General features: G+C 64.6%; 14 protein-coding genes. 8 read left to right on the top strand and 6 right to left on the bottom strand.

The genetic code is table 11. The features are described from left to right. Positions 1-21: 21 nt before the first annotated feature. The 5 genes from ACK4R0_RS15140 (at position 22) to ACK4R0_RS15120 (ending at position 5,183) form a co-directional block, all read left to right on the top strand. Complete coding sequence (locus ACK4R0_RS15140) at positions 22-3,351, top strand: isoleucine--tRNA ligase (protein ID WP_409675791.1); 3,330 nt, start codon at positions 22-24, stop codon at positions 3,349-3,351. Between the two features lie 145 nt (positions 3,352-3,496). Further along, positions 3,497-4,069, top strand: a complete 573-nt coding sequence (gene lspA, locus ACK4R0_RS15135; protein WP_409675788.1) for a signal peptidase II — start codon at positions 3,497-3,499, stop codon at positions 4,067-4,069. Further along, complete coding sequence (locus tag ACK4R0_RS15130; protein WP_409675785.1) at positions 4,062-4,487, top strand: DUF3035 domain-containing protein; 426 nt, start codon at positions 4,062-4,064, stop codon at positions 4,485-4,487. Before lspA ends, ACK4R0_RS15130 begins: the two co-directional genes overlap by 8 nt. A gap of 68 nt (positions 4,488-4,555) precedes the next feature. Next, the gene (locus tag ACK4R0_RS15125; protein WP_409675781.1) at positions 4,556-4,885 is read left to right on the top strand and encodes a type II toxin-antitoxin system RelE/ParE family toxin; all 330 of its coding nucleotides are present in this window, start codon (positions 4,556-4,558) and stop codon (positions 4,883-4,885) included. After that, positions 4,875-5,183: a helix-turn-helix domain-containing protein gene (locus ACK4R0_RS15120; protein WP_409675778.1), complete on the top strand. Its 309-nt coding sequence runs from the start codon at positions 4,875-4,877 to the stop codon at positions 5,181-5,183. Before ACK4R0_RS15125 ends, ACK4R0_RS15120 begins: the two co-directional genes overlap by 11 nt. A gap of 13 nt (positions 5,184-5,196) precedes the next feature. Here the strand turns inward: ACK4R0_RS15120 and dxs are convergent, their stop codons facing one another. The 5 genes from dxs to pabB all read right to left on the bottom strand — a co-directional run bounded on the left by dxs (position 5,197) and on the right by pabB (position 10,695). Then, a complete protein-coding gene (gene dxs, locus ACK4R0_RS15115; RefSeq protein ID WP_409675775.1) occupies positions 5,197-7,131 on the bottom strand; it encodes a 1-deoxy-D-xylulose-5-phosphate synthase in 1,935 nt (644 codons plus the stop codon). A 113-nt stretch (positions 7,132-7,244) separates the two neighbouring features. Then, complete coding sequence (locus ACK4R0_RS15110; RefSeq protein WP_409675772.1) at positions 7,245-7,718, bottom strand: Fur family transcriptional regulator; 474 nt, start codon at positions 7,716-7,718, stop codon at positions 7,245-7,247. A gap of 57 nt (positions 7,719-7,775) precedes the next feature. Next, a complete protein-coding gene (gene msrA / locus ACK4R0_RS15105) occupies positions 7,776-8,477 on the bottom strand; it encodes a peptide-methionine (S)-S-oxide reductase MsrA (RefSeq protein ID WP_409675769.1) in 702 nt (233 codons plus the stop codon). Then, positions 8,477-8,635, bottom strand: a complete 159-nt coding sequence (locus tag ACK4R0_RS15100; RefSeq protein ID WP_409675766.1) for a hypothetical protein — start codon at positions 8,633-8,635, stop codon at positions 8,477-8,479. Before ACK4R0_RS15100 ends, msrA begins: the two co-directional genes overlap by 1 nt. Before the next feature lie 230 nt (positions 8,636-8,865). Continuing rightward, entirely contained in the window at positions 8,866-10,695 is a 1,830-nt protein-coding gene (gene pabB, locus ACK4R0_RS15095; RefSeq protein WP_409675763.1) for an aminodeoxychorismate synthase component I, read from the bottom strand. Positions 10,696-10,970: 275 nt separating this feature from the next. Between pabB and ACK4R0_RS15090 the strand changes: the two genes are divergently transcribed. Then, positions 10,971-12,830, top strand: coding sequence for a S9 family peptidase (locus ACK4R0_RS15090; protein WP_409675760.1), 1,860 nt, complete (start codon positions 10,971-10,973; stop codon positions 12,828-12,830). Positions 12,831-12,860: 30 nt separating this feature from the next. After that, positions 12,861-14,243 (top strand): L-serine ammonia-lyase, encoded by a 1,383-nt coding sequence (locus tag ACK4R0_RS15085; RefSeq protein WP_409675757.1) that lies wholly within the window; start codon positions 12,861-12,863, stop codon positions 14,241-14,243. On the opposite strand, the gene ACK4R0_RS15080 is transcribed toward ACK4R0_RS15085, so the two are convergent. Continuing rightward, complete coding sequence (locus tag ACK4R0_RS15080) at positions 14,224-16,389, bottom strand: ComEC/Rec2 family competence protein (RefSeq protein WP_409675754.1); 2,166 nt, start codon at positions 16,387-16,389, stop codon at positions 14,224-14,226. The genes ACK4R0_RS15085 and ACK4R0_RS15080 overlap by 20 nt on opposite strands. Positions 16,390-16,462: 73 nt before the next feature. Here ACK4R0_RS15080 and gltX point away from each other — a divergent pair, with 73 nt between their 5' ends. Beyond that, positions 16,463-17,923 carry a glutamate--tRNA ligase gene (gene gltX / locus ACK4R0_RS15075; protein ID WP_409675751.1) on the top strand — a complete coding sequence of 487 codons (1,461 nt, stop codon included), beginning with the start codon at positions 16,463-16,465 and terminating at the stop codon, positions 17,921-17,923. The last annotated feature ends 31 nt before the right edge of the window (positions 17,924-17,954 follow it).

Here is a 17,954-nt window from a genome sequence, read left to right as displayed (position 1 = left end):
GCCCCTTAAGCGCCAGCCACTATGACCGAGCCAACTGCAAGCCCCGCCGCGGACTATAAAGACACCGTCTTTTTGCCCGCCACCGACTTCCCGATGAAGGCTGGCCTCGCCCAGAAGGAACCGGCGATTCTGGCGCGCTGGCAGGAGGCGGACCTCTATCGCCAGCTGCGCGACGCCCGCAAGGGCCGCGAGAAATTCATTCTGCACGATGGTCCGCCCTACGCCAACGGCGACATGCACATCGGGCATGCGCTCAACCATATCCTGAAAGACATGGTCTGCCGCACCCAGTCGCTGCTCGGCAAGGACGCGCCGTACGTTCCCGGCTGGGATTGCCATGGCCTGCCGATCGAGTGGAAGATCGAGGAGCAGTATCGCAAGAAGAAGCTCAACAAGGACGAGGTCGACCCCGTCCTCTTCCGCGCCGAATGCCGCGCCTATGCGCAGCATTGGGTGAATACCCAGCGCGAGCAGTTGAAGCGCCTTGGCATCAACGGCGATTGGGACAATCCGTATCTGACGATGGACTTCGCCGCCGAAGCGACCATCGTGCAGGAGCTGATGAAGTTCGCCGAAACCGGCCAGCTCTATCGCGGCGCGAAGCCGGTGATGTGGTCGCCGGTCGAAAAGACCGCGCTGGCCGAGGCCGAGGTCGAGTACGCGGATGTCACGAGCACGCAGATCGATGTGGCGTTCGAGATCGTCGATGCGCCGAATGCGCCTGAGCTTGTCGGTGCTTATGCGGTGATCTGGACGACCACGCCTTGGACGATCCCGGTGAACCAGGCTTTGGCTTATGGGCCTGAGGTTGAGTATTCTCTGATCGATTGCTGGTTTGCCGTTCAGGACGATGGGCAAGAACTTGATGGGCCAGCTGGTCAGGCAATGGCTGTGGCTGCAACGGCACTTCCATGGTTCCGTGAAGGGCCGCGCTTTTTAATAGCCTCAGCGCTTCTACAAGAGTTCAATAGGCGCTTGAATGCGGGCCTCGCTGACGTGGACTTCTCTGCGTTTGACAATGGCAACCCGACATTTTCGATTGAAGTCGTGCAAACCGTCAAGGGCTCCGACCTCGCCGGTGCCACTGCCCGCCACCCGATGTCGGGCAAGCTGTTCTCCGGCGAAAGCCGGAGTCCAGGAGCGGAGGACACGAACCCAACCCTGGACCCCGGCGTTCGCCGGGGAACGGAAGAGGAGATGGCGGCAGCAAAGGCCGCGCTCGCCCGTGCGGCGGAATTCTTCGACCGCCCCCGCCCCTTCCTCCCCGGCGATTTCGTCACCACCGATGCGGGCACCGGCCTCGTCCATATGTCGCCCGACCATGGCGAGGACGATTTCGATCTGTGCAAGGCGCATGGCATCGAGCCGGTGTTCGCGGTCGAGGGCGACGGGCGCTATCGCGATGACTGGGCGTGGCTCGGCGGCGCGGACGAGCGGCAGATGTCGGTGATCAACCCTAAGTTCAATGCACCTGATGGCCCGATCTGCGAAGACCTGCGCGCCGTCGGCGCACTGCTCTCGGCAGCCGCGTTCCAGCACAGCTATCCGCACTCGTGGCGCTCCAAGGCGCGCGTGATCTATCGCTGCACCCCGCAATGGTTCATCCCGATGGATAAATCCCTCTCCCCCCGGGAGAGGGAGGGAGCGGCGCAGCCGCGGAAGGGTGAGGGTGACGCCAGCGTCCTCTCACCCTCACCCCGCGCTGCTGCGCAGCTTGCCCCTCTCCCACAGGGAGAGGGGATGCCTGAAGGCGCGACGCTGCGCGAGACCGCGATGACCGCGATCTCCGAAACCCGCTGGGTGCCTGCCAAGGGCGAGAACCGCATCCGATCGATGGTCGAAGGCCGCCCGGACTGGGTGATCAGCCGCCAGCGCGCCTGGGGCGTGCCGATCACGTTGTTCGTCAACCGCAAGACCGGCCAGTATCTCAAAGACCCCGCGGTCAACGCCCGCATCGTCGCGGCGATGCGCGAGGCCGGTGTCGATGCGTGGAACGACGCTGCCGCCCCTGCCCTGCTCGGCCCCGATTACGACATCGCCGATTACGAGCGCGTCACCGACATTCTCGACGTCTGGTTCGACAGCGGCTGCACCCATGCCTTCGTGCTCGAAAGCGGCAAATGGCCTGATCTGACGCGCCCCGAGGGCCATGTCGGCCCGTGGGCGGACCTGTATCTCGAAGGATCGGACCAGCATCGCGGCTGGTTCCAGTCGTCGCTGATGGAAAGCTGCGGCACGCGCGGGCATGCGCCGTACAAGGCGGTGCTGACCCACGGCTTCACCATGGACGCCAAGGGCATGAAGATGTCCAAGTCGCTGGGCAACACCATCGATCCGCTGACCCTGATCAAGGATTCGGGTGCGGACATCCTGCGGCTGTGGGCGCTGTCGGTCGATTTCACCGAGGATCACCGCATCGGCAAGGAAATCCTCGCCGGGGTCTCGGACCAGTACCGCAAGCTGCGCAACACCTTCCGCTATCTGCTCGGCGCGCTTGCCGGGTATGACGAGAAGGCCGAGGGCGTAGCGGTCGAGGCCATGCCGGAGCTCGAGCGTTATGTGCTGCATCTGCTCGCCGAACTGGACGCGAAGCTGCGCCAGGCGGTGGAGGATTTCGACTACAACACCTATGTCCGCGCGCTCGCGGATTTCGCCAACAACGATCTGTCGGCGTTCTTCTTCGATATCCGCAAGGACTGCCTCTACTGCGACATCGGCCCCGCGCACCCGCACGGCACCGACAAGCGCCGCGCGTACCGGACGGTGCTCAACGTGCTGTTCGAGGCTTTGGTCCGCTACGCCGCGCCGGTGCTAGTGTTCACGGCGGAAGAGGTGTGGACGACGCGCTATCCCGATGCGGGCAGCGTGCATCTGCTCGAGTGGCCGGATTTTGGCGCGTTGCTGAGCGGCGCAATGTCGGTCCCCTGCGAAGGCAGGGGCCCATCACCGGACGGTGCCGCCCAGATCGATGCTCAGGAGATGGGTCCCCGCCTTCGCGGGGAACCGGAGTTTGTGGCGAAGTGGGAGCAAATTCGAAAATTCCGCTCGGCAGTTTCGGAGCGCATTGAACCATACCGGAGAGAAAAAACGATCAGGTCTTCGCTCGAAGCGTTGGTCCAAATCGATGTCGGATCTAGTGACGACCTTTCACTCCTCAGTTCGGTAAATATGTCGGAAATTTGCATTGTCGCCGACGTTTCACTGGATGTAACCGACCCTTCGACCGGTGGCCTCGGCATCGTCACCGTTCAGCCTACCGATGACCACAAATGCGGCCGCTGCTGGCGTCATCTCCCCGAGGTGACCGAGGACGGCACTCTGTGCGACCGTTGCACGGAGATGCTGGCGTGAGCGTAAACACCTTGCCTCCCCGTCATGCTGAACTTGTTTCAGCACCCATGGCGCGTCCTGGTGCTGATCTGGTAACGGCTTGTGGTGCCGGATGGGCCCTGAAACAAGTTCAGGGTGACGGCATTCTGGCTGAGAGGATCGCCGCATGACCCTCTCCCGCTATCGCACCGAAGGCATCGCGCTCGCCCTCGCCATACTCGTCACCGACCAGCTCGCCAAGTTCATCGTCGCAGGGCCGCTCGCGCTCAAGAGCCGGTTGCAGATCGAGATCACCTCGTTCTTCAACCTGACCTGGGCGGAAAACCGCGGCGTCTCGATGGGCTTCCTCACCGCCGAGACCGATACCGCGCGCTGGCTGCTGGTCGCGCTGACCGGGCTGATCGCCACGGTCGTGCTGCTGTGGATGTGGAAAGAGCGCGCGCGCGGCGACATCATCGCGCTGGGAATGATCCTGGGCGGCGCGCTCGGCAACATCATCGATCGCGCGCGGCTGGGCTATGTGGTCGATTATGCCGACCTGCATTTCGGCGCATTCCGGCCGTTCATGATCTTCAATATCGCCGACGCCGCGATCACCATCGGCGTGCTGTTATTGCTTGCCCGCGTTCTGATAATCGGCGACAAGTCCGCGAAATCTGATGCCCCTACATCCGGGGTTCAGGCTGGCGGGCATAGCGCTATGACCCCTGCCGCCAAGACGGAGAATGAAGATGTCTAAACCTGCGCGCACATTCGCGCTGATCGCCGGTGTTTCGGTCGCTGCATCGACGCTGTCTGCCTGCGGATCGGGCGGCGGCATCCTCAACCGCGACCGGCCCGACGAGTTCGCCGTGTCACGCCAGGCACCTCTGGTGATCCCGCCCGATTTCGCGCTGACCCCGCCCAGCCCCGGTGCCGCGCGTCCGCAGTCGGTGCCCACCAGCCAGCAGGCGCTCGACGCTCTGTTCGGCGGCCCGCAGGCAGCGCCTGGAGTCGAAGGCGCGGCGCTCAATCGCGCCGGCACGCCTGCAACCGCCATCCGCTCGCAGGTCGGCGATCCCGGCACGCAGACCACCGACAAGGGCGCCACCACCCGCGACATCGTCGCCGCACCCGAAGGCGACGGACAGGACGCCAAGGCGACCATCCCGCAATAAGTACGGCGATTGCCGACAACATCTGAAGTACATTGACCCATATACGGCATTGCCGTATATGGGTCATTATGCACGTGGTGGTCGAAACGCCCACATTTCTCCGGTCGGCTGACAAGGTCGGCATGACCGCTGAGGAGCGGAGTGTGGCCGTCGGTCTGGTCGCGGCTAATCCGGCGGCTGGAGACGTGATTGCCGGGGGCGGCGGTATTCGCAAGATCCGCGTGCCAAGACGTGGCACGGGAAAATCCGGCGGATATCGCGTGCTGACCTATTTCATGCACGCCGACGAACCGGTGTTCTTGCTATGGGTGATTGCCAAATCGAAACAGGCGAACCTTAGCGACGCCCAGGTTGCGCAACTTCGGCAACTGGCCAAGGAGATCCGCGGTGAGCGATGACGTAATGGATAGCGATGATTTCAACGGGCTGGTCGAAGGTCTTCGCGATGTCGCGGACTGGAAACAGGGCAAACGCGAGGGTTTTGTCGTCCATGTGCCCGAGACTATCGATGTTAAATCGATCCGTCTGGCTGGAAACATGACACAAGCCGATTTCGCACGCACGTATGGCTTTAGTGTCTCTGCCTTGCGGGATTGGGAACAAAATCGACGCCAGCCCGAGCGCTCTGCGCGGATTTTGCTCGCGATGATCGCGCGCGAACCCCAGACGGTAAAGCGGGTGCTCAGTGAAATTTAACCGGCGCGAGTAATCACGCCCGCGCGCCGTCTCCGACGACGGTGACCCCGGCGCTGTTGTGGCGCAATGCCTTGAGCACGGTCTCTACGATCCCGGCGGCATCGAGCCCGGCCTCGGCATATTGCACCTCGGGCTTTTCCTGATCCTGGAACACGTCGGGTAGCCGCATCGTGCGCAGCTTGAGGCCTGCGTCGATCAGGCCCGCATCCGACGCCATCGTCAGCACGTGCGCGCCCAGTCCGCCGATCGCGCCTTCTTCCACCGTAACGCAAACTTCATGCGTCGCCAGCAGCTTGCGGATCAGTTCCTCGTCGAGCGGCTTGGCGAAACGCAGGTCGGCGACCGTGGTCGACAGTCCCTTGGCATCGAGCAGATCGGCGGCCTTGCGCGCTTCGGCCAAGCGCGTGCCGAGCGAGAGAATCGCGACCTTCTTGCCCTCGCGCACGATCCGGCCCTTGCCGATCTCGAGCCGCTCGGGAACCTCAGGCAGCGGGATGCCGATGCCGTTGCCGCGCGGGTAACGGAACGCGATTGGCCCGCTGTCGTGGCAGGCTGCGGTATATGTCATGTGGACCAATTCGGCCTCGTCGGCCGCGGCCATCACCACCATGTTGGGCAGGGTCGCAAGGTACGTGACGTCGAACGAACCGGCATGGGTGGAACCATCGGCGCCAACGAGCCCGGCACGGTCGATCGCGAAGCGCACAGGCAGGTTCTGGATCGCGACATCGTGCACGACCTGGTCATAGGCGCGCTGAAGGAAGGTCGAATAGATCGCGCAGAACGGGCGCATGCCCTGCGCGGCAAGACCAGCGGCGAACGTCACCGCGTGCTGCTCGGCAATGCCGACATCGAAGCTGCGATCAGGGTGCGCCTTGGCGAACTTGTCGACCCCGGTGCCCGACGGCATCGCGGCGGTAATCGCGCATATCTTGGGATCGGTCTCGGCCAGCTTGGCGAGCGTCTCGCCGAACACGTTCTGGTAAGCGGGCGGGCCGGCAGCGGCCTTGTCCTGCTTGCCGGTGACGACATCGAACTTGGCGACGCCGTGATATTTGTCGGCAGCAGCTTCGGCAGGCGCATAGCCCTTGCCCTTCTGCGTCACGACATGGATTAGGCACGGACCTTCGGCAGCATCGCGCACGTTCTCTAGCACGGCGACGAGCTGGTCCATATCATGCCCGTCGATCGGGCCGACATAATAGAAGCCCAGTTCCTCGAACAAAGTGCCGCCCATCGCCATTCCGCGCGCATATTCATCGGTCTTGCGCGCTGCGGTGTGCAGGCTCTTGGGCAGCTTGCGCGCCAGCCGCTTCAGCGCCTCGCGCACGCCGAGGAACTCGCGGCTCGAGACGATCCGCGCCAGATAGCCCGAAAGCCCGCCCACCGGCGGCGCGATCGACATATCGTTGTCGTTGAGGATGACGACCAGCCGGTTGCCCGCGCGCTCGGCGTTGTTCATCGCCTCATAGGCCATGCCTGCGCTCATCGCGCCATCGCCGATCACCGCAATCGCCTTGCCCGGCGCACCGGTCATCTGGTTGGCGGTGGCAAAGCCCAATGCCGCCGAGATCGAGGTCGAGCTGTGCGCCGCGCCGAACGGATCATATTCGCTCTCCGAGCGCTTGGTGAAGCCCGAAAGCCCGCCACCGGCGCGCAACGTACGGATACGGTCGCGCCTGCCAGTCAGGATCTTGTGCGGATAGCACTGGTGGCCGACGTCCCAGATCAGCCGATCATTGGGGGTGTCGAACACATAATGGATCGCGGTGGTCAGCTCGACCACGCCCAGGCCCGCGCCCAAATGCCCTCCGGTCACCGAAACCGCCGAAATGACTTCCTGCCGCAATTCGTCTGCCAGCTGGCGCAGCTGCGCGGGCTTGAGCTTGCGCATATCGGCCGGCACCTTGACGGTATCGAGCAGTGGCGTTGCGGGCAAAGTGGTCATTGAGTTCCCTTTCAACCACCGGTCCTAGCCCAACTCCGGGGCTCTGTCGATTGACCGACATAGACTGGTGCGGTGAGTGTAAAGTTTTTTGGACAGTTCCGCAAATGCGGAGTTCAATCGCAGGTCGCGCAGCGACCGCGAACCTCGATTACCGGCCGGATATCGACATAGCCTGCGGCCTCCGCGGTCTTGCGGACGCTGCGCGAAAGGCCATCGTCGTCGATATGCGTGGCGGAACCGCAGGAATCACACACCAGGAAGATGCAATCGTGCAGGCAGCCGGGATGCGAATTGGCGATATAGGCGTTGATGCTCTCCACCCGCCGCGCAAGATTGGTGCGCACGAACAGGTCGAGGATCCGGTAGACGCTGTTGGGCGCGACGCGCTTGCCGCGCGCCTTGCTGACGGAATCAGCGATGTCATAGGCCGATGCAGGCTTCTCGATTTCCGCCAATGCGGTGAAAATCGACTCGCGCATCTCGGTCCACTGTTCGCCTGCCGCTTCGAGCGAGTTGCGCGCAGCCAGGGCAAGATCGGCCCCGGCATGCTCCTTGTGGCCATGGCCCTTGTTCTGAACGGTCAACATGGCCCATATCTACGCGCCGCCGCCGCCGGTTGCAATGGTGCCAATGCCTCCAACCGGTCAACCCCGCACCGGTTTTGCCGAATAGAGTGCCGGAAAGACACGCTTGAGGTTGGCCACCTTCACCGCATCCCAGCGCTGGATATACGGGTGGTCGGGATTCTTGAACATGAAGTCCTGATGATAGGTCTCGGCCGGATAAAAGCCCTTGTACGGCTCGACGGCGGTGACGATGCGTTTGTTCCAGGCACCCGATTTTTCGAGTTCGACGATATAGGCGCGGGCAACCTGCGCCTGGCTCTTGTCGACAGGGATAAGCGCAGTGCGGTAGTGGCGGCCCGTGTCGGGGCCCTGGCGGTTGAGCAAGGTGGGATCGGCCACCACCGAGAAATACACCTGCAACAGCTGGCCATAGCTGACCTGCGCGGGATCATAGACCACACGGACCGATTCCGCGTGGCGGGTGGCGCCGCCGGAAACCTTGTCATAGGTCGCGGTGCCCTTGGCATCGCCATGATAGCCGGATACCGCGCTCTTGACGCCCTTGATATGGCTGAACACGCCCTCGACGCCCCAGAAGCAGCCGCCAGCGAAGATCGCGACGCTTTGCTTTCCGGTTTCCACGGCCTTGAGCTTGGGCGCGGGGATGATCTTGGCTTCCTCCGCCGCAAAAGCAGCCGCCCCGCTGTCAAACGTGAACGCAGCAACGCCCATAAGGCCAAGGGCGGCGAGTGCGGACAAGGTGCGGGTGCGGTATGTCATCAGGCGGCAGGGCTTTCCAGAGGTGCTTCGATCGTCATCGGCGCGCCTTGCGGCAACGCGTCGGCGTCGCGCGGCTGAAGCGCGAACAGCGCAATCGCGCCGATCGCAAATCCACCGAGGAAGTTACGGAACAGGTCCGATGTCAGGATGTTGCTCATAATCGATCTCGTCTCTTGTGTCCGCAACCTCGTGTTCGTCGCCACGGCATGCGGGGTTACAGGGTGGGGTCGACATATGCCGGCCCCTGAGCGAATCAAGCAGCGTGCCGGATGGCTTTGCTTGTCCGTCCCCAAATTTGCCTGATTCGGCTGTATCCGCTGTGAACCACGGCACAGGGCAATGTTCAGCAAGATCGGCGAAGGTCGAACGGCGTTCGATCAAGCACCGATCAGGCGATAAGGCGCGCCCGCATCAGCCCGCGCAGCGAATTGCCGAGCCAGAAGCCATCAGCCAGATCCTCGGGCGTCAGCCGCGCCTCGATCGCGCGCCCCTGATCGAGCAGTTCGCGGCGCAAGACCCCGGGCAACAGACCCGCTTCGAGCGCCGGGGTGAGCAATGTGCCATCGCGCTCGACGAACACGGTGGTGAAGCTGCCTTCGGTCAGCGCGCCGTCGGCATCGATGAACACCACTTCGTCTGCGCCATGAAGCGCATGCGCCTCCTGCCGGGGGCGGTCGTAACAGGCGCGGTCGGTGGTCTTGTGGGCGAGCCTCAGGTCACCGCAGGCCAGTTCCATCGCCCGAACGACCACCCCGAGGGGCTCGGCCAGTGGTTCGGGTGCTGGCCGCATTTCGATCGCAGTATCGCCGCTCGGCGCCAGCAGCAGTCGGATGCGCGTGGGGGCATCGAGATAGAAACAGGCGTGGTTGAGCGCGTTGCGGACCCCGTGGCGATCAAACGAAAATCCCAGCGCCGCAGCGCTCGCCTTCATCCGCTCAAGATGCTGTTCTAGCCGGATGATGCCCTGGGCAGGGTCAAATCCCATCGTCTCGATCAGATCGAAATTCTTCGTTGCCGCCTTCAAGAACGCCCCCTTGACCAGACATTCGCGCCATTCGTCGCCGCTGGCCGAGTCCGCCACCACGCCTGACCCCAGGCCCAAAGTGACCTTTTGCGCATCGGCAGCCAGATGCAAGGTGCGAATTGCAACATTGAACGCTGCATCCCCCGGCGCGCCGCCGGTGCCCGGGTCGATCCGCCCGATCGAGCCGCAATAGATGCCGCGCGGCCCCGCCTCGATCTGGTGCAACAGTTCCATCGCGCGGATCTTGGGCGCGCCGGTGATCGACCCGCACGGGAAGATAGCCCGCAGGATGTCGACCGCGTCGAGCCGGGGTGCCAGCGCCGCGCGCACGGTGGAGGTCATCTGATGAACCGTGGGATAGCTTTCGATACGGAACAGATCGGCCACCGATACGCTTCCTGGCGCCGCGATGCGCGACAGGTCGTTGCGCAGCAGGTCGACGATCATCAGATTCTCGGCGCGATCCTTTTGCGACCGGGCAAGCGCACGCGCGGCTGCGGCATCGCGCTCGGGATCGCGATGGCGCGGCGCGGTCCCCTTCATCGGCCGCGCGGTCACCTCGCCCTGGCGCAGCGAAAAGAACAGCTCCGGCGACAGGCTCAGCTGCCAGTCCGCGCCATCCCAGATCACCCCGCCATAGCCCGCCGCCGATCCCGCGCGCAGCGCGCGATAAAGCGCCAGCGGGTGGCCGGACATCGCGGCCTCGTTCTGGAACGTCAGGTTGGCCTGATAGATATCGCCGCTGGCGATGCTTTCGTGCACCTGCGCAAAGCGCGCGGCATAGTCGGCCTCGCTCATGCGGGGCCGCGCTGGCGTCAGGAAAGCAACGCCGCTGCCGCCGGCATCGACCAGCCAGCCATCGACGGCGTCGGGTGTCATGACGTCATGCCGCTCGAACAGCCCGAACCATGCCAGTCGCATCGGCGCCACGTTCGCAAGCAAGGGACGCAATCTGGGCTCCAGCGCCAGCCCCGCCTCATAGGCGAAATAGCCCGCTGCATGCAGGCCATCGCGCCCTGCCGTGCGCAGATCGTCCAGCAGCCGGTCAAGTTCGTCCGCCGAATGGGCCGAAAGGCAGCGCACCGGATCGCGATACAGCCGCGCGGCGCTTGCATGCCCCACACGCGCATCGTCCAGCAGGACAAAGGGCGCGGGCGACGAGCCATCAAGCGTTCGGGTGGAGGGGCGATCCATGGCCCGGGCTTCTAGGATGTGTCGCGCAAGCTGCCTAGTGGCAAGCACAAGATTGCCAAGCGTGGGCCCCGCGCATAGACCGGCGCCCAAACCATAAGAGAGGATCGCGCATGTACTCGGGAACTTGGAGGGCCACGTTTGGCCTGTGCGCCGCATTGGCGGCGTGCACCGCCTGGCCGGGTTCTGCACAGGACAGCGCGGCAACCGTAGCCCCCCCTGCGCCGTCCGCCCCGGCTGCGCCTGCCCCCCTTCCATCTGCCCCCCCGCCACCGGCCATGCTGGCCGATGGCGTGCCACCGATCCCGCTGACGCTGGTGGCCGATACCCGGCCGTATCTGGAATACCGCACCGCCAGCTTCGCCGGTTGGCACCCCAGGGACCGGTCGATGCTGATCACCACCCGGTTCGGCAACGTATCGCAATTGCACAGGGTCGCAGCGCCGGGCAGCGCGCGGCGGCAGATCAGCTTTGAAGAAGAACCCATTTATGGCGGCAGCTGGTCGCCCGATGGTTCGACACTGCTGGTCGAAAAGGACGCCGGTGGCAACGAGGTGTCGCAGATCTATGCGCTCGACGCCGGGCGGATGACGCTGCTCACCGATGGCAAAAGCCGCCACACCTTGGGGCCTTGGTCCGATGACGGCACTCTGGTGGCCTATGGCAGCAATATGCGCAGCGGGGTCTACAACGACATCTACGTGATGGACCCGCGCGATCCCGGCACGGCGCGGCTGGTGCTCTCGACCGACAGCGGCGGCTGGGCCGCGATCGATTTTGCCCCCAATGGCCGCGATCTGCTGGTGTTCAACTATATCTCGGTCGCCGACAGCCAGTTGCACATCATCGATGTGCACACCGGCGCGATCCGCCAGGTGACGCGCGATGCCGCGCCGGTTGCCTATGGCAATCTGAAGTTCGCGCCCGACGGCCGGTTGTGGGTCTCGAGCGACAAAGATTCGGATGTCCAGCGGCTTGGCCTGCTCGACCTGGAAACCGGTCTGTTCACCCCGATGATCGAGGGCGGGCGCTGGGACATCAGCAGCTTCGATATCTCGAAGGACGGCAAGACCATCGCCTATGTCATTAATGAGGCCGGGTTTTCACGGCTGCAACTGTACGATATCGCAACAGGCGCCACGCGCACTGTGGCGGGGCTGCCTCCGGGTGAGATCGGATCGAAAATCAAGTTCGCGCCTTGGGGGACATTGGGTTTTACCGTGTATTCCAACCAGTCTCCCGGTGACGCCTACAGCCTTGACGTCGCGACCGGAGAGGTCACGCGCTGGACCGAAAGCGAAGCCGGTGGGCTCGATCCGGCAGCCAACGTCATGCCCGAACTGGTCGAGATCAAGAGCTTCGACGGCGAACCGATATCCGGTCTGCTGTACCGCCCCGATCCCCGGCGGCACCCAGGCAAACGCCCGTTGATCATGTCGATCCACGGCGGACCCGAAGGTCAGGCCTCGGCGGGCTTTCTTGGGCGTAACAACTATCTGATCAATGAGCTTGGAATTGCTCTGTTTTATCCAAACGTGCGTGGCTCGACCGGGTTTGGCAAGCGCTTTGGCAGTCTCGACAATGGTCCCTTCCGCCGCGAGGATTCGGTCAAGGACATCGGCGCTTTCCTCGACCGTCTGGGCAAATATCCCACGCTCGATGCGAGGCGCTTCGGAGTAACAGGTGGCAGCTATGGCGGCTATATGTGCTATGCAAGCGCGATCCGCTACAGCCGCCGCTTCAACGCCGCTAGCTGCATCGTCGCGATCTCGAATTTCGTGACATTTCTTGAAAATACAGAAGAATACCGGAGAAACTTGAGACGGGTTGAATATGGCGACGAGCGCATTCCCGAACTCCGCGCCAAGCTGCAGGAAATCAGTCCGCTGACCCGTGTCGATGAGCTCAAGATGCCGCTGCTCGTGGTCACCGGCGCGAACGACCCCCGGGTTCCGGCGAGCGAGGCCGACCAGATCATCGACGCCGTGCGTTCGCGCGGCGGCACCGCCTGGCACCTGCTCGCGCGCAACGAGGGCCATGGCTTTCGCCGCAAGGAGAATGCAGATTTCCTGTTCTGGACGACATTGGCGTTCTGGCAGCAGCACCTGCTTGGCGCTAGGCAGGCCGACGCCAACTGATTGCCCACCACCCACAACCTGAGGATATTTATGGTCGCCTCCGTCTTCGATCTGTTCAAGATCGGCATAGGCCCGTCGAGTTCGCACACCATGGGGCCGATGGTTGCCGCCAACCGCTTCGTCGAGCGGCTGGCCGACATCGGCGTGCTCGAACGCGTCGCCAGGATCGAAACCCGGCTCTATGGATCGTTGGCGCTGACCGGCAAGGGCCACGCCAGCGACCGCGCGATCCTGCTGGGCCTGGCCGGAGAGGAGCCGCGCAGCTGCGACCCCGATGCAGCGGACCGGCTGGTAGACCAGATCCGCGGGTCAGGAGAAATTCTGCTCGGCAAGCGCCACCCGGTCGCTTTCGATGAACCCAGCGACCTATTGTTCCTCCAGCGAGAGCGGCTCGATTATCACTCGAATGCGATGCGCTTTGCCGCCTTCGACGTCGCTGGCGCAACGCTGGACCAGCGCGCCTATTTCTCGGTGGGTGGTGGCGCGGTGGTCGATGAAGACGAGACCGCAGCCAACGCGCCCGGTTCAGGCGGGCTGTGGGATCCGCCGCACGTGTTCCGCTCAGGCGCCGAACTGCTCGCGATCGCGGCGCAGACCGGACTGTCGATCGCCGAGATCACCCGCGCCAACGAACTCGCCGCGCGCGATGCCGGGGCACTGTCGGCAGGGCTGGAAGAGATCGCCACCGCCATGTCCGCCTGCATCGACCGCGGCATCCGCAACGGCGGCGAACTGCCCGGCGGGCTGCGGGTCAAGCGCCGCGCGCCGCTGATCATGGCGCATCTGATGGCGCGGCAGGAGCGGATGCTGTCCGATCCGCTGACCGTGATCGACTGGGTAAACCTTTGGGCGCTGGCGGTGAACGAGGAGAACGCGGCTGGCGGCAAGGTCGTCACTGCGCCCACCAATGGCGCGGCGGGGATCATCCCTTCGGTGCTGCGCTTCTACGATCGCTTCGCGCCGGGGGCGGACAACGCCGGGGTCGAGCGCTTCCTGCTCACCGCTGCAGCCATCGGCTCGCTGTTCAAGGAAAACGCGTCGATATCGGGCGCCGAAGTCGGCTGCCAGGGCGAGGTCGGCGTTGCCTGCTCGATGGCCGCTGCCGGGCTGGTCGCTGCCTGGGGTGGTTCGGCGATGCAGGTCGAGAACGCCGCCGAGATCGGCATGGAGCACAATCTGGGGCTCACCTGTGATCCGGTCGCGGGCCTTGTGCAGGTGCCGTGCATCGAGCGCAACGCGGTCGGCGCGGTCAAGGCGATCGAGGCGGCGCGGCTGTCGATGATGGGCGATGGCACCCACCGGGTCAGCCTTGACGAAGTGATCGAGACGATGCGGCGCACCGGGCTCGACATGAACGAGCGCTACAAGGAAACCTCGCAGGGCGGGCTCGCGGTCAACGTGGTGGAGTGCTGAGCCGCGCAGCGCGCTTCGCCTCCATCGCCTGCTCGCGCAGTTCCACCGCCCGGTCCCACCAGGGATGGCCGCGATGGTCCTCGGCGACGGTGCGCACTTTTTGGCTTTCGAGATACAGCGCCAGCCCGCCCGTCTCGGCGAGCATCGCGCGATCGATCTTGAGCCAGCGCGGGCGGCAACTGCGCGGCAGCCAGCGTCCGGCGATGACGATATCGGCGCGACGGCAGGCCGCCGCCAGCGCGCGTTCGGGCACCCGTTCGCGGTTGCGACCGACCAGCACCGCGTAATTGCGCGCATGTGCCGATAGCACAAAGCTGCAGAACTCCGCGCTGCAGGTGGCATCGGGCCAGTCTTCCATCGCGGTCGCCTGCCCGTCGAACGCCGCGCTTTCGCTGAGCGCCTGCAGCGCATAGTCGCCGGTGCGCGCGCGCAGGACCACCAATTGTCCGCGCTTGCCTGCTACGGCGAGGTGCTGCCCATCGCCGGTGATCAGCAGATCGGGCACCGGCTGCAGCGCGACCAGAACGCCGGCGAGCGTGACCGGTGCCAGCCCCAGCCAGCGCGCGCGGCTGCGCCAGAGGAACAGCCACAGCCCGCCGACGACGAACATCCCGAACACCCAGGGCGCCATCTTGGGGAACAGCGTTATCGATCCCGGCGTGTCGGAGACGGCATGCGCCAGGGCAAGCAGCGCGTTCAGCGCCGTGCCGCACAGCCACCAGACAGGCGCGCCCCAGCCTGCCAGATCGAGCAGCAACGCCAGCGCCTCGAGCGGCATGATGACGAATGTCGTCAGCGGGATCGCGACCATATTGGCCAGCGCGCCATACAGCCCTGCCTTGCTGAAATGGTGCAGCGCGATCGGCATCAGCGTGAATTCGATCAGCAGCCCGGTGAGGAACAGCATCGCCAGAAACCGCGCCACCCGGCCGGGCCACGACAGGTCCAGCGCCGCCCAGCCGCGCATCCTTGGGTGATCATGCAGCGCGACGATCGCGGTCACCGCCGCAAAGCTCAGTTGGAAGCTCGGCCCCATCAGCGTTTCGGGCCACAACAGCAGCACCAGCATTGCGCCCGCCGCGATCAGCCGTGGCGACACCGGATCGCGCCCCAGCGCCAGCGCAACCAGCACCAGCATCGCCGCCGCACACGACCGTATGGTGGGCACCTCTGCCCCGGTGAGCAGGGTATAGCCAATTCCCGCGAACGCGCCCATCCCGGCGGCCACCAGTGGCAACTGCCACGCGCGCGCCAGCGGCGGGGACAAAGCCAGCAGCTTGAGCGTGATCAGCCACACCGCACCGATCAGCGCGGTGACGTGCAAACCGCTGATCGACAGCAGATGCGCAAGCCCGCTGCGGCGCATCGCCTCGGCATCCTCCTCGCTGATAGCGCCGCGATCTCCGGTCGCGAGCGTCGCGGCGATCCCCCCTGCCCCGCCCTCGATCTGCGCCTGGATGTGCGCCGACAGCCGTGCGCGCAGGGTGTCAAAACCGCTTGCGGCTTCGCTGGCGCGGACGATGCGCGGGCGATCGAGCATGCTGCCGGTCGCCCCCAATTGGTCGAACCAGGCGCGCTGGGCAAAGCTGTAGCCGCCCGGAAGCGAAGCCTGCGCCGGTGGCATCAGCCGCGCCCGTCCCGAGATGATCGCACCGGGACGGGCTTGCGGATCGTCCCTGGCCTGGTCGAGATTGATCCGTACCTTTTCCGGCAGGCCAAGCGCTGGCGCGGTCTGCAGTACCAGCCGCACCTGTCCGCGCGCGGGCAGCATCTCGCGTTCGATCACGCGTCCGGTGAGCATGCCGAACCACGGCGCGGGCAGCGGATCGGCGGCAACCCGCTCGGCGCGCCAGGACATATGCGCGGTCCCCGCCGCCAGGGCGAGCGCAGCGACGAAGATGCAGCGTGCGCCGAGTTCCATTGCCGCCCAGCTGCGCCGCAGCGCCAGCACCGCCAGCGCCGTTGCCGCGCCCAGCGCGATCATCGCCCAGTGCCAGTCTCGGCCGGGCAGTACGAACCATGCCGCGATCCCGGCGCCGAACGCCACGACGATCCACACCGGCAGCTGGTCGCGCTCTGCCAGGACGAAGCGATGCATCACCCGGCCCCAGCCGACGGGTGTTGAAAATCGGGTCAAACTGGCCATTTGTCGCTGCCAGAAAGCCGTGCTAGAGGCGGTCGAAAGGGCCATGCCCGGCCAGTTTGAAAGGAAAGCGTAAGTGAGTGCAAGCGGCGAAAATCAGCCTGGAACGACGGCATCGCCCGGCGGAAAGGTGGTCACCCGTTTTGCGCCCTCGCCGACCGGATTCCTGCACATTGGCGGGGCCCGCACCGCGATGTTCAACTGGCTGTTCGCCCGCCATCACGGCGGCAAGGCGCTGCTGCGGATCGAGGATACCGACAAGGCGCGCTCCACGCCTGAAGCGATCGATGCGATCTTTGCAGGGCTCGACTGGCTGGGCCTCGATTGGGACGACACCCCGGTCTTCCAGAGCGAGCGCGCCGCGCGCCATGCCGAGGTGGCAAACCAGCTGCTCGAAGCCGGCAATGCGTACAAGTGCTTTGCGACGTCCGAAGAACTCGAAGCGATGCGCGCCGAGCAGCGTGCCAAGAAGCTGCCGATGCGCTATGATGGTCGCTGGCGGAACCGCGATGCTTCCGAAGCGCCCGAAGGCGCGCCGTATGTCATCCGGCTGAAGGCGCCCGAAGGCAGCAAGCTCACCATCGCCGACGAGGTCCAGGGGTCGGTCACCGTCGATGCGCGCGAGCTCGATGATTTCATCCTGCTGCGTTCGGATGGCACCCCGACCTATATGCTCGCAGTGGTGGTCGACGATCACGACATGGGCGTCACCCATATCATCCGCGGCGACGATCACCTCAATAACGCTTTCCGTCAGCTCGTCCTGATCCAGGCGATGGACTGGCCCGAGCCGGTCTATGCGCACATCCCGCTGATCCATGGCAACGACGGCGCCAAGCTCTCCAAGCGTCATGGCGCACTGGGCGTGGAAAATTACCGCGACGACATGGGAATCGTGTCGGATGCGATGTTCAATTATCTGCTGCGGCTGGGCTGGGGCTATGGCGACCGCGAGAAAATCTCGCGCGCGGAGGCGGTCGAGCTGTTCAGCCTCGCCAATGTCGGCAAGTCGCCCTCGCGCTTCGATGCCAAGAAGCTGGTCAATTTGAACGGCCAGTATCTGCGCGAGATGGACGATTCCGCACTTGCCGCGCTGGTCGCGCCGCGCGTCGCTGCGCTGATGCCCGAATTCGATGCTGCCAGCGGAACCGATCTTCTCGCCCGTGCGATGCCGGTGATGAAGCTGCGCGCGCGCGACCTCAACGAGCTCGCCGATGGCGCGCAGTTTCTCTTCAAATCCCGCCCCTTAAGCATGGACGAGAAAGCAAAATCTTTGCTAGAAGATGCAGGGATCGCGATTTTGCAGGCGGTATCACCAGTTCTGGCCGAGACAGCGCCGTGGACTGCTGCCGCTCTGGAGGACAAGGTTACGCAATTCGCCGAGGCTCAGGGGCACGGCCTCGGCACTTACGCCCAACCTTTGCGCGCCGCCCTGACCGGGCAGGCCCGCTCTCCGGGTATTTTCGATGTGCTCGAACTTCTGGGTCGCGAAGAATCGCTTGCCAGGATCAACGACGTTACGCGTGTGGCCGCCTGAGGCCCGCGCACCCTACAGTACCGCTTTGAGG

The organism is Blastomonas sp. (genome assembly GCF_046294995.1).
In the GTDB taxonomy this organism is placed as follows: Bacteria; Pseudomonadota; Alphaproteobacteria; order Sphingomonadales; family Sphingomonadaceae; genus Blastomonas.
Note: the sequence above shows the minus strand (reverse complement) of the source record. Positions and strands in the feature narration are given on the sequence as shown.